Genomic DNA, 12,156 nt, shown 5'->3' with positions numbered 1-12,156 from the left:
GTCACCTCACAAATCGTGATTTTCCGCTAATGACAGAAAAGCACGTGTAATGTTTGTTTTGGTCAAACGACCAATCACTTCGTAACCATCCGGATGTTGTTTTACGATTGGCAAAGCATCTATTTGTTTGTCAATCAACTTCTTCGCGGCATGGATAAGTGAGTCGTGTTTATAACAAAATGTTATATTTGGCATCCGAGTCATTATGATATGTACGGGAATTTTATTTAAGTCCTGTTGACCTAAACTCGTGCGAAGTAAATCTTTTCTTGATAAAACGCCTGTTAAATATGAATTTTTATCTACAACAAATAGCGTGCCGACATCTTCCAAAAACATTTGACAGATGGCATCATATACGGTCATATCTTCTGCTACAACAATCGGGATTGACTGAAAGTCCCGAACCTTCATATTCATCATGCTGTCAGAAACAGCTTGACCAGTTTTTTTGCCCGAATAAAAATATCCTACACGAGGTCGTGCATCAAGAAACCCCGACATGGTTAATATAGCTAAATCCGGTCGAAGTGTAGATCTTGTTAAATGCAGACGCTCTGCAATTTGTTCTCCTGTAATCGGACCATTTTCTTTTACAATTTGCAAAATGTCCTCTTGACGTTTGTTGAGTTCGATCGGACTCACCGCCTCAAAAAGTGTTATACTCAATGTTCAATATTATATACTAATTAAGTGGGCTTATCTAGTACCCTGTTTAAGTGGCACTTTAGATTTTAATATGCTATAATATAGTCAATTATATAGACGAAGATAGGAAAATAAGTATTGTTCATCCTTTAGCGAGCAGAGACGGTGCAAGTCTGCAACGAACAAGAAAAGGCGTCCTGGAGTCATGCTAATGAAAGTGGATTGCTTTTAGCAATTAACTGGGGTGGAACCGCGGGTATTATGCACTCGTCCCCGGACATTTATTGTCCGGGGACGAGTGCTATTTTTATTTTTGGAGGGATTGTTATGACAATCACAATGGAAAATGTAGTTAGTTTAGCGAAACACAGAGGTTTTGTCTTCCCTGGCTCAGATATTTATGGAGGCTTAGCCAACACTTGGGATTACGGTCCACTTGGAATTGAACTTAAGAATAATATCAAAAAAGCTTGGTGGCGCAAATTTGTTCAAGAATCTCCTTATAATGTTGGTCTTGACGCAGCTATCTTGATGAATCCTAAAGTTTGGTCAGCATCAGGTCATATCGGAAATTTCAATGACCCTATGATTGACTGCAAAAAATGTAAAGCACGCCATCGTGCAGACAAACTGATTGAAGATGCTCTTGAAGCAAAAGGAATCGAAATGATTGTTGACGGACTTCCATTCGAAAAAATGGAAGAATTAATCAGCGAACACGCCATTATTTGTCCAGATTGTGGAGCTCAAGAATTCACAAACATCCGTCAGTTCAATTTAATGTTCAAAACTTCTCAAGGTGTGACGGAGACTTCTTCTAACGATATTTACTTACGTCCAGAAACGGCACAAGGGATTTTTGTAAACTTTAAAAATGTGCAACGTTCAATGCGAAAAAAAATGCCATTCGGGATTGCTCAGATCGGTAAGAGTTTCCGTAATGAAATCACGCCAGGTAACTTCACATTCCGTACGCGTGAATTTGAGCAAATGGAACTTGAATTCTTCTGTAAGCCAGGTGAAGATTTGGAATGGTTTACTTTCTGGCGCGACTATTGTAAAAACTGGTTACTGAACTTAGGTTTGAACGAAGAAAACATGCGTTTACGTGATCACGATAAAGAAGAACTATCACATTATGCATCTGCTACAACAGATGTGGAATACAAATTCCCATTCGGCTGGGGCGAGCTTTGGGGTATTGCAGACCGCACAGACTTCGACTTAAAACGCCATATGGAGCACTCTGGTGAAGATTTCAACTATATCGATCCGATAACGAATGAACGTTATGTACCATACTGTATCGAACCATCATTAGGTGCAGACCGTGTCACACTTGCATTCTTATGTGATGCATATGCTGAAGAAGCTCTTGAAGGCGATGATAAACGTACCGTGTTACGTTTCCACCCTGCATTAGCTCCGGTAAAAGCGGCTATCTTACCATTATCGAAAAAATTAGCTGAAGGCGCTGGTGAAGTGTTTGCTAATTTAAGCAAATCATTTATGGTCGATTATGATGAGTCTCAATCAATCGGGAAACGTTACCGTCGACAAGACGAAATTGGAACACCTTTCTGTATCACGTATGACTTTGATTCAGTTGAAGACGGTCAAGTAACAGTACGTCACCGTGATTCAATGGAACAAGTACGTATGCCTATCGTAGAAGTTAAAGCATATATTGAAAAACACTTGGAATTTTAATTTAAACAGGATTGAAGCTTTTGGGCTCAGTTGCTCTATAGAATAATTTAAGGGAGGGAGATGTGAATTTTATCACAACTCCCTCCCTATTTTTATCAATATGAGACTACTTGTTATGGGCTAGTTCATTTATTTCGTTTGCACAATCTTTGATCGTATCAATGACGACTCTTGGCTCTGATAATTGCGGGAAATGTCCACTTTTTTCAGCAACAATGTGTTTACTATTCTTTGACAATGTCAGTAATTCCAATTGATTATCTTGTCGCTGTATTCGTACTTCCTCTGGCATCATTCGATTTTTCTTCCCACCTGTAACAACAAATACAGGTATTTCGGGAAAAGCATCTATTTGATGAATTTGACTCACAGTTCGTTTTACAAAATGTACTTCATCGAATTGTTTGTGTGAAGATAAGGAATCCAACATTTTGAGCACCTTATTAATTGTTTTTACTGCCTTACCTTCCAATTCTTCAAGTTTGATATCTTTTGGATGGCTGGATTCCAAAAAGACAATTCCAGCTACTTCGTTAGGATAGAGTCGCGCATATAAATTTGCATATAAGCCCCCTAGAGAATGTCCAACAAGTAAGTAAGGAGGTTCAAATCCCAAGATTTTTAGTATTTCATGTAGAGCATTAACAATTGTCATCCCATCTTGATTTTCGTTTGGCTTATCGCTACCAGTAACACCAAATCGATTATAAGAAAATACTGATGAGAATTGCGAAATTTCCGGGAGTATTTTCATCCAACCTTCAATGGGACCCGACCCACCGTTAATCAAAACGACATTGGGTTTGCCTTTTCCGCTAATATTATATTGCAGCTTTCCTTTAGATGTTTCCACGTAATATTTCTCTATTTTCAATGCGCATCACCTCATTTTGTACGAGGTCACATGAAGTAAAACCGGTAATTGAATAGAGAAACTTCTGAACCTCATATTAATTTTTTTGTAAAACCCGTACTTTTACCAATATATCCATTTCTTATATAAAAAGCATGTGCTGGTATTCGCTCTTCTCTATTTCCACTGTTTAAAGTTATGGAACCTGCGCCTTGCACAATAGCCCATTCTTCGCAAGCTTTCAATAGCATTGAGCCGACCCCTTGTTTACGTTGTTTTGAACTTATAACGAATGCCTGTATTCGTGCAAATACTCCAGTAATTTCAAAAGATAGAGCCTTACATAACCCTGCAAAACCAATTAATTGATTATTTTTTACAACCACTAATGTTTCATATTCAGTATGACTTAATAATAACTCAAATCGTTTCGTAAGTTCTTCAAGTGATGTAGGATAACCTAATTCCGCCATCAATTCGAGTAAATCTTCATAATCAGATGATTGTACTTTTCTAATTTCAATTGTCATTGATTAACCATCCTGTTTACTTTATATTATTTATCAGTTTCAATTGATTTTTAAATGTCCCATAAAGAAAAATGCTTTACTCCATCTTGAAGTAAAGCACCAGTTCAATTGATTAAGACTACCGGGTGGTTTGGTACAGTGATTTAATTTCTTTTATTTGCTCAATGTGCCGCTGTTCATGTAAATAAATTAATTCGATCCATTGATAAAGAGGTAAATCACCTAAGTATGGATGTTTTACTGATTTGTCAGCCAAGATCGATGTATCTTCTACAGTATTTAAGATGTTATTTAATAAATTTCTTGACTTGTTTAATTGGTCAATAATTTGATGAGTCTCGGCAGATTCAATTTGTGGCTTAACGAGTTCTGGTGCTTCCAACTTATTTGATCTGTCTAATAAATAATCGATTTTTTTGGGTTCTGCACTGATGTTGGATTTTTTGAGTCCATAAGCAATTGCCTTAGCAAAAGTTTCTTCTGTCAAAGCTAAGTGGTTGCATATTTGCGCAATACTCCAGCTCTTTATTCCAGAACTATAATTGAATTCTTCATCACTTAATAAATTCATTTCATTTAGCAGATTATTTCTCGTTATTAACAGATTTTTATTTTCAAATTTACTCAAAACATCCCAACCTTTCAAGTCAATTTATCTACCACGTAACATACTATTCGCCATGGTTTAAAATATTCATGAATAGTAATCGCACGGAATAATGGCATACAAAAAGTTAAACGAATAGAAGAGTCAATCATTAAATCTCCCCATCAATATGGTATTATAGAAATTTCCATCAGAAAGAAGTTTGTCTTTTCTTAACATGCCTTCCACTTCAAAACCATATTTTTTATATAGTTCCATAGCTTGATCATTGGTTTCGAGAACCTTCAAGGTTATTTTCTTAATATCATTAGAATCTGCCCATTGAATGGATTGTTGTAACAGGTTTTTTCCGATTCCATAGCCCCAAAACTCTTGTAATACACAGACACCAAATTCTACTTTATGAGAACTTCTTTTCAATTTGTTTCCTTCACATCTTGAAAAACCAACAATTCTCCCATTAACTTCTGCCACTAAAAATAGGTTGCTGATACTTTCCGTATCATCTTTAATTACTTGTTTAAAGCCTGTTTCGTCTATGTATGCCTCGCCTTTTTCCCTATCTAAATTTTCCGTTTCTCCATCTATTTGCAATCTAACTTCAGATAAATTTTTCGCATCGGTTTCTATTGCAGATCTTATAGAATAACGTAAATTATTGATAAAACATCCCATAGGATTAATTTTCATTCCATAGCCTCCTGGTCTTAATCACCTGCGATCTTGACCTTATCATCTTTTCATTACTAAAAATGACGGTCAACTCATCTATTTCCTTCAGATAATCCTCTGGAATAAGTGTTCTAATTGATGTTAATTTTCTTTAAATTCCTTAATTTGATCTTTATTAAAAGTTGCTACCGATTCCGATCCATAATAGTGTTTTATTTCACTAAGTATCCCCCATTTGTCCTGTGAGATTAAATTGATACGCTTTCTAGGAATAAAAAAAGCTCTTCTAGTAAAAACGCAATCCCAGACTGTAGACAAACAAAAAAATGAGTGAATATAACTGTATACTATTGAAAAAGAGCCTATGCAAGAAAATGTTGATTTTCATTGCGGCGGACGCGTTTCGCGGTCACAGGAGCAGTTGTTTTCCGCCGCCTCCACTCTAATCAAAAGAAATTGCTTCTGTAAGCGTGTCTCTGCAAAATATTTAAGTTGGAAGGTGGTTGGCTATTTCTGAAGACTCCTGCGGAAAAACGAAACAAGCTAGACCCCACAGGCTCAGCTTTTCGACCGCGGAAAGCGAAAGAAATAGCCGACCACAATCTTTTTCGATAGAGTGCAAAAAATAAGAACTCAATTTTTATACTTTTATATTAATTATTATTCTTTTGTCAACAAGCGAGATTCTTCTAGTAAAAACGCAAACCTTTTGCAATCTTAACTTATGTACACTTTAGATAAATTTTTGGCATTCATCAATTATCAGCAATTTCGATAATTTTTCTAATAACAGACTGAACTTCAACAGCGTTTTTGATTACAAATAAATGCTCCGCTTCGCCTTCTATCGGTGCTATCACATCACCTTTATTAGTCTCATTCTGTTGCCTAGTTCGCACTTCCTCAAACGTTGAAGCAATTCTTAATATTTTTGTACTTCGTTTACTTTTCGCAACCCGCTCTTTAAGAACATGTTCTGGCACATCAAAATTCACAAGAATGCTTGTAAATCCTTCATTATGATAATGTTCAAGCAGCTTCAAACGGCCTTTACGATTGCGATTTGAGTTACAAAGAATGAGGTGGCAATTAGTCTCATTAACTGCATAATTCACAATAGTTTGTGTAAGAGAGTACTTGATCGTATTATGTCCTTGTTTCGGTAATAACGTTTGGTAGTATGTATGGAGGAATTCAGCATGATTATCTTGATCAATCACAACTGAGTTAGGCATCTCTGTTTCTAAAGCTTTCGCAAATGTAGTCTTACCGCTATGAGTGATACCAACTGTCATAATAACTAACCTCTTCAATAATCCAGCTCCATTCTAAAATTCAGATTTTGTTTTGGGACCATTTAATGCAGTAATAATACTGGCATGCCAATCAGTAAATATTTTTTCATATCCACCAGCAATAACCCCTCATATTATACCAGCAATATCCATTTTACCAAAAAGGTTAGAGAATATTCCGTGAGCACACGTATTTCGCATAAAAAAAACCGTCTTACTGCCCTTCTTCAGGGGCAATAGACGGATTTTCTTTTTTGGGGAAATATTGCGGCGAACGATCGAGTTGATCAATGAATGACCTGGACTTGAGTCGAATGCCTGTTTGTTCCTCGTATATGGTTCTCACGATTTTCTTGATAAACGTTTTCGTTTCTTTTTTTAATGTCAACTTCCCAACTTGCTCAATCGGCACCGTGTAAAACGTCCGAATGAGCTTGACTTGAGCAGGAGTCAAACGAATTATATAGCGATCAATATCAAAACACCGATGACATAAAAAACCGATCTGTTGAAACGAAAAAGCAAATTCTCCATCTGTTGCTCCGCAATTAGCACATTGATGCAGTGTGGGGTAAATCCCGGTGACCGGCAACATTTTCCACTCCACGAACAAAGCAATCGCTTCAGGGTCATATTCTTCCGAGATGGCATGCAGTGCTTGTTGAAGTAAATTGAAAATAGCTGGTTGAGCGGTGCGTTCTTCCACTGCACGATCGATTAATTCCACCACAAAACTTGCATAGGCAGTCGCTTCAATATCTTCCCGGATATGACGATAAGACTCCATTTGCTCCCCTTGCTGCATGGTCCCCATTCCTCGTCCTTGCTGGACCAGGAAGGACCCATGAGTGAAGGGTTGAGTGATGGCAGCGAGTCTGCTGGCTGGCTTTTTCGCACCTCTTGCCATTGCAGTTACCTTACCGCCTTCTCGTGAATAGATGGTGACTATTTTATTGGATTCCCCGTAATCTTGCGTTTTTAAGACAATGCCTTCAATTCGATTCAGCAACTGCCCCCACGCCCCTTATTAATATTCGTCGTCGCGGAAACCGAAATCTCGTAAATGAACTTGTTTGTTACGCCAGTCTTTTTGGACTTTTACCCAAAGCTCAAGAAATACTTTGCTTCCAAGTAACATTTCGATATCTTTACGTGCTCGCATCCCAACTTCTTTAAGAAGAGCACCTTTCTTACCAATAACAATACCTTTTTGTGAGTCGCGCTCTACCATAATCGTCGCTGTCACACGGATTTTTTCACTGTCTTCGTCTCGTTTGATTTTCTCAATAACAACAGCAATTGAATGAGGAATCTCTTCATGAGTTAAGTGAAGAACTTTTTCACGAATCAACTCAGAAATGATGAAACGTTCTGGGTGATCAGTTACTTGATCTGCTGGGTAATATTGAGGTCCTTCAGGTAAGTGTTGAGTCAGGACTTTCAACAATCCTTCGATATTGATGCCTTCAAGTGCAGAAATCGGCAATACATCCGCAAACTCAAATTCATTTCTGAAAGATTCAGTTACGCTTAAAAGCTTATCAGGATGGATTAAATCGATTTTATTCATCACCAGGAAGACTGGTGTTTCATTCCCTTTGAGCATATCTAAAATGTAACGGTCTTGTTTACCGATACGGTCAGTAGAATCAACCATCAACAAAATCGCATCTACTTCACGTAACGTGTTTTTCGCGACTTTCAGCATAAAGTCCCCTAGTTTATGTCTAGGCTCATTGATTCCCGGAGTATCAATGAAAATAAGTTGTTCCGTGTCCGTTGTTAAAACACCTTGAACTTTATTTCTTGTTGTTTGAGGTTTGTCACTCATAATCGCTATTTTTTGACCGATAACACGGTTTAAGAATGTCGATTTCCCAGCGTTTGGACGGCCAATGATTGAAATGAATCCAGACTTGTACCCTTTATTTGTTTCCAGCATAAGCTAAATCCTCCGGAGTAAATGCACCTGGCAACAACCCAGCAACTGTTGTCTCCTGTACATCTCCTTTTAAGTTAATAAGATAGACAGGCATGTTTGGCTCACAGAACTCTGCAATGACTTGACGACATGCTCCACATGGCGATACAGGACCGTCCGTATCAGCTACGACAGCAAGTGAAGCAAAGTCACGAACGCCTTCAGAAACAGCTTTAAACATCGCTGTGCGCTCTGCACAGTTTGTCATGCTATATGATGCATTTTCAATATTACAGCCGTGGTATACTTTGCCTTCTTTCGTAAGCAGAGCAGCACCCACTTTAAATTTTGAATATGGTACGTACGCATTTTCGCGTGCGATTTTGGATTCTTCCATTAGTTGTAATTTATCCATTAGTCAAACACCTCAATTAATAATTTCCATCCACTTAGGTAAAAAGATGAGTATTCCGATTATAGCACTTGCACAGGCAAATACAAGAACTGCAGCAGCGCTCATATCTTTCGCCAGCTTAGCTAAAACATGAATTTCTGGTGAAGCGAGATCAACGACTCTTTCTAAAGCAGAATTGACCAATTCCAGACTCAACATCCCGGAAATACATAAAATCAAGATAATCCACTCAACTGTTGATAAATGGCTGAACATTCCCGCCAAAATCACGGCAATTGTTGCAAGCAAATGGAAGCGAAAATTCCGTTCACTTTTACTTGCAAAAATGATTCCTTCGAATGCAAACTTGAATGAATTCAAGAAACTATTGCTTTTCATCCTGTTCACGTCGCAATCCAAAAGACTGTAAGATCGTCTCTTGCTTTTGAGTCATTTCTTTTTCGTCTTCGGCTTCCATATGATCATAGCCGAGTAAATGAAGGAAACCGTGTATTGCTAAAAAGCCCAATTCTCTTTCTTCACTATGGCCGTAATCAACTGCCTGTTCCTTTGCGCGTTCGACTGAAATGATGATATCCCCTAGCATACGTGGCACACCCTCTACGTCAATCGCCATTTCACCTTCTCCCAGTTCTTCCATTGCAAATGAAATGACGTCTGTCGGTACATTCTTACCTCTATATTCATGGTTGATTTGCTGAATATCCTCATTGTTCACGAATGTCACAGATAACTCGCTGCCAGCTTCAATACCTTCAGCCTGAGCTGCATGATGTAACATTTTTTCAATAAGCTCCAAGTTCTCCGTTGATAATGATTCTGTTTGGTCAATTAAATCTAGCGTTAAGTGCATATTTAAGCTCCTTTATTGTGGGTATTCAATTCGAGAATGGAATATACCATTCAAAGTTTCACAAAGAACGCGTTCGACGGTTTTAAGTTCTTTAAGTGTTAAATCACATTCATCGAATTGCCCATCATGTAATCGGTCTTTGATAATGGAATGTACAATTTCCTGTATTTTTTCTGCTGTAGGATGCTTCATTGAACGGACAGCAGCCTCCACACTATCTGCAATAGAAATAATAGCTGTCTCTTTTTTCTGAGGTTTAGGCCCTGCATAACGATAATCTTCTTCGTTTACGGGCTGCCCTTCCTCTTTTGCTTTGAAATAAAAATATTTTAATAAACTTGTACCATGATGTTGTTCAGCAATATCAATAATTTCTTTTGGCATTTTGTGCTTTTGCAATAATTTTGCTCCATCACTACCATGGGATAAAATGATGTCCCTACTGGTTTCTGGAGGAAGTGCATCATGAGGGTTTGCATGACTCATTTGATTTTCTATAAAAAATCCTGGTCGTTTTGTTTTACCGATATCATGATAGTAACAGCCTACTCGTGCTAATAATCCATCTGCACCAATTGATTCACAGGCCGCATCAGCCAGATTTGCGACCATTACACTATGATGATATGTTCCTGGTGTTTCAGTTAAGATCTTTTTCAGCAATGGATGATTCGGATTTGAGAGTTCGATCAGTTTCATTGTGGAAATTAATCCGAAAGCTGATTCAAAGAACGGTAATAAGCCAATGGTCAAAGCGCCGGACAAAAGACCAGAGGTGAGAGCAGCAATTCCGTAAAACAGCAATTCACTGACCCCATAGTCTGATTGAGTCATTAGTAAATAAAATGCCATAAAAATGAAATTGACAACAGCTACATTTAAACTCGTCTGAAGTAAGTGTGACCGTTTTTCAGCACCTTGAATCACGTATAACCCTGCAAATCCACCGAATAAAATATATAGGGCAATTTCCATCTGAAGTACAGTAGAATACCCTTCCTGGAACACTAGACCTGCGACTGCTGCCGTCAAAAAGGTCATTAATACGGCAAAGCGTTCATTTATTAATGAACGTACTAGCATTGGAGCTAATGCAGTGGGGAATAAAAAGGCAATTGTCACGTCAAAATTGTCTGATACCAAACTGATTAATTTCATCCCGATGACAGACAAAATAAAAATCAGCATTCCAACAAGAAGTGCCCGTTGCCGTTCTTCTTTATTCGTACGCCATTTTGTCATTTGCATATGTACAAGCCACATACAAAGTGAAATAAAGAGAATCAGCCCCAAAATCGGTTCCAATGACGATTGATTCGTTAACATTCCCAGAAGTTCAAGTTGTCGATACACTTCTCGATCGATGATTTGACCTTCCTGAACAATTACTTGCCCTTGAAGAATTCGGGTCGGCTCAATACTCGCTCGCGCCTGCTCGATTCGGGCCTGAGTCAGTTCCTCATTTAACGTTTCATTTACAGTGATGCTGTAGCGTCCAATTAACACAGCTGTGGGCAGAACACTTTCTGGTATCTGCAAATTTTCCCGAATGCTTCGTTCGATTTCATTTTTGGCATTGGCTACTTGCTCAGTGCGAATCGGCTTACTCATAATATCGCGTACTGAAGCAGTTAGAGAATCTCTTAAAGTTATTAAGGACTCATTCTCCAATAACAGTAAGGAAACCAGGGCATCATCGGTAAAGCGAATTCCTTCCCCATCAGTTTCTAGCACATTAAGGTTTTTCTTCAAGTTATTTACTTGTTGTTCTATTGGCGTAGCCGATTTAACTGATTCTGCTTTTTCTTCCAGAACATAATCAATTACGGACGTAACAATTGCTGCACGATTTTCGCCAATTTCTTCGGAGAATTGATAAACACTTGTTACCTCTGAAGCTGCTCTTTGACGTTCTTCTTCAGTCTTCACAGGATCTTCAACTGTTTTTATGGAGCGAATTGTATCTTTCGATAGGTGAAATTCTTTTATATCATATTTCTCTGGTCTAACTCCGTTTATGAGAATTAAAAAAAGGAGTAAACCTGTTATCACTATCGTTAAAACGGTAAATGTTCGGTAGCCCACTAGTGACTGCATTTTATTAATCCAGCTATTCACTGCATCACCCCATCTTCTACCTTCTATCATATCAAGAATTTTCTATCATTACACCGACAATTGTAAAAGATTTATGAAATGCGTAAAGCAACAACACTACACATTCATAGACTCGTAGACTAGTTGATTGAATAGAAATGAAAAAATGAATTTGCGCACAACTCATTTTTCAAATCAGATTAAAAACCTGACCCCTAATGAAATGTCAGGTTTTTTTGTATGTATGTGTTTCTGGTAAGGACTGAGTGTCCGTGTCCAAGCGAATGGRCAGAAAGTGTTTTCGAATGGACGGTAACTATTGCTGAATGGACAAAAATTGTGATAAATGGTCAGTAATGGGGTTAGTCYAAAAAGTGTACACGCCTGAAAGAGAATCTTTATACTAAAAGAAACTGGGCGGAGGCGCTGAAATTGAATGGGAAACATTATTCGCATGAGTACAAAGAACAAATAGCTAAAATCATTGTTGAAGACCGACGCAGAGCAACGGAGGTTGCTCGTGAATTAGAAATTCCAAGATCCACACTTTATAAA

The 12,156-nt window shown here is 38.0% G+C and carries 14 protein-coding genes; 2 read left to right on the top strand and 12 right to left on the bottom strand.

Annotated features, from left to right (window positions below; translation table 11 throughout):
* Positions 1-6: 6 nt before the first annotated feature.
* On the bottom strand, positions 7-645 hold the full coding sequence (gene ccpN / locus AC1DSK_RS06385; protein WP_477547194.1) for a transcriptional regulator CcpN: 639 nt from the start codon (positions 643-645) through the stop codon (positions 7-9).
* Between the two features lie 330 nt (positions 646-975).
* Here ccpN and AC1DSK_RS06380 point away from each other — a divergent pair, with 330 nt between their 5' ends.
* Positions 976-2,358 (top strand): glycine--tRNA ligase, encoded by a 1,383-nt coding sequence (locus AC1DSK_RS06380; RefSeq protein ID WP_477547193.1) that lies wholly within the window; start codon positions 976-978, stop codon positions 2,356-2,358.
* Positions 2,359-2,464: 106 nt separating this feature from the next.
* On the opposite strand, the gene AC1DSK_RS06375 is transcribed toward AC1DSK_RS06380, so the two are convergent.
* The 11 genes from AC1DSK_RS06375 to AC1DSK_RS06325 form a co-directional block, all read right to left on the bottom strand.
* Positions 2,465-3,232, bottom strand: coding sequence for an alpha/beta fold hydrolase (locus tag AC1DSK_RS06375; RefSeq protein WP_477547192.1), 768 nt, complete (start codon positions 3,230-3,232; stop codon positions 2,465-2,467).
* A gap of 71 nt (positions 3,233-3,303) precedes the next feature.
* A complete protein-coding gene (locus AC1DSK_RS06370; RefSeq protein WP_477547191.1) occupies positions 3,304-3,741 on the bottom strand; it encodes a GNAT family N-acetyltransferase in 438 nt (145 codons plus the stop codon).
* 118 nt (positions 3,742-3,859) lie between these two features.
* On the bottom strand, positions 3,860-4,369 hold the full coding sequence (locus tag AC1DSK_RS06365; protein ID WP_477598108.1) for a DinB family protein: 510 nt from the start codon (positions 4,367-4,369) through the stop codon (positions 3,860-3,862).
* 123 nt (positions 4,370-4,492) lie between these two features.
* Positions 4,493-5,038: an N-acetyltransferase family protein gene (locus tag AC1DSK_RS06360; protein ID WP_477547189.1), complete on the bottom strand. Its 546-nt coding sequence runs from the start codon at positions 5,036-5,038 to the stop codon at positions 4,493-4,495.
* Positions 5,039-5,775: 737 nt separating this feature from the next.
* A complete protein-coding gene (locus AC1DSK_RS06355; RefSeq protein WP_477547188.1) occupies positions 5,776-6,315 on the bottom strand; it encodes an AAA family ATPase in 540 nt (179 codons plus the stop codon).
* Between the two features lie 214 nt (positions 6,316-6,529).
* Positions 6,530-7,324: a DNA repair protein RecO gene (gene recO, locus AC1DSK_RS06350; protein WP_016426896.1), complete on the bottom strand. Its 795-nt coding sequence runs from the start codon at positions 7,322-7,324 to the stop codon at positions 6,530-6,532.
* A gap of 18 nt (positions 7,325-7,342) precedes the next feature.
* Complete coding sequence (gene era, locus AC1DSK_RS06345; protein ID WP_477532468.1) at positions 7,343-8,257, bottom strand: GTPase Era; 915 nt, start codon at positions 8,255-8,257, stop codon at positions 7,343-7,345.
* Positions 8,241-8,651 (bottom strand): cytidine deaminase, encoded by a 411-nt coding sequence (locus tag AC1DSK_RS06340; RefSeq protein ID WP_016426894.1) that lies wholly within the window; start codon positions 8,649-8,651, stop codon positions 8,241-8,243. The genes era and AC1DSK_RS06340 overlap by 17 nt, the downstream gene beginning before the upstream one ends.
* 12 nt (positions 8,652-8,663) lie before the next feature.
* On the bottom strand, positions 8,664-9,029 hold the full coding sequence (locus AC1DSK_RS06335) for a diacylglycerol kinase family protein (RefSeq protein ID WP_477547304.1): 366 nt from the start codon (positions 9,027-9,029) through the stop codon (positions 8,664-8,666).
* Complete coding sequence (gene ybeY / locus AC1DSK_RS06330; protein WP_477547187.1) at positions 9,016-9,504, bottom strand: rRNA maturation RNase YbeY; 489 nt, start codon at positions 9,502-9,504, stop codon at positions 9,016-9,018. Before ybeY ends, AC1DSK_RS06335 begins: the two co-directional genes overlap by 14 nt.
* A 12-nt stretch (positions 9,505-9,516) precedes the next feature.
* Positions 9,517-11,601, bottom strand: a complete 2,085-nt coding sequence (locus tag AC1DSK_RS06325) for an HD family phosphohydrolase (protein WP_477547303.1) — start codon at positions 11,599-11,601, stop codon at positions 9,517-9,519.
* Between the two features lie 432 nt (positions 11,602-12,033).
* Between AC1DSK_RS06325 and AC1DSK_RS06320 the strand changes: the two genes are divergently transcribed.
* Positions 12,034-12,156: transposase (locus AC1DSK_RS06320; RefSeq protein WP_477598137.1), on the top strand; the 123-nt coding region annotated here is incomplete at its 3' end.

The organism is Paenisporosarcina sp. P4_B8 (genome assembly GCF_056402175.1).
The sequence above is the reverse complement of the archived record's forward strand: the minus strand, read 5'-3'. Positions and strand labels throughout refer to the sequence as shown.

What these genes read in the sequence shown, in the direction of transcription:
- ybeY (WP_477547187.1), bottom strand. Translation starts at nt 9,504, where the DNA reads ATGCACTTAACGCTAGATTTAATTGACCAAACAGAATCATTATCAACG.
- AC1DSK_RS06340 (WP_016426894.1), bottom strand. Translation starts at nt 8,651, where the DNA reads ATGGATAAATTACAACTAATGGAAGAATCCAAAATCGCACGCGAAAAT.
- AC1DSK_RS06335 (WP_477547304.1), bottom strand. Translation starts at nt 9,029, where the DNA reads ATGAAAAGCAATAGTTTCTTGAATTCATTCAAGTTTGCATTCGAAGGA.
- AC1DSK_RS06360 (WP_477547189.1), bottom strand. Translation starts at nt 5,038, where the DNA reads ATGAAAATTAATCCTATGGGATGTTTTATCAATAATTTACGTTATTCT.
- AC1DSK_RS06370 (WP_477547191.1), bottom strand. Translation starts at nt 3,741, where the DNA reads ATGACAATTGAAATTAGAAAAGTACAATCATCTGATTATGAAGATTTA.
- AC1DSK_RS06355 (WP_477547188.1), bottom strand. Translation starts at nt 6,315, where the DNA reads ATGACAGTTGGTATCACTCATAGCGGTAAGACTACATTTGCGAAAGCT.
- AC1DSK_RS06325 (WP_477547303.1), bottom strand. Translation starts at nt 11,601, where the DNA reads ATGCAGTCACTAGTGGGCTACCGAACATTTACCGTTTTAACGATAGTG.
- AC1DSK_RS06380 (WP_477547193.1), top strand. Translation starts at nt 976, where the DNA reads ATGACAATCACAATGGAAAATGTAGTTAGTTTAGCGAAACACAGAGGT.
- era (WP_477532468.1), bottom strand. Translation starts at nt 8,257, where the DNA reads ATGCTGGAAACAAATAAAGGGTACAAGTCTGGATTCATTTCAATCATT.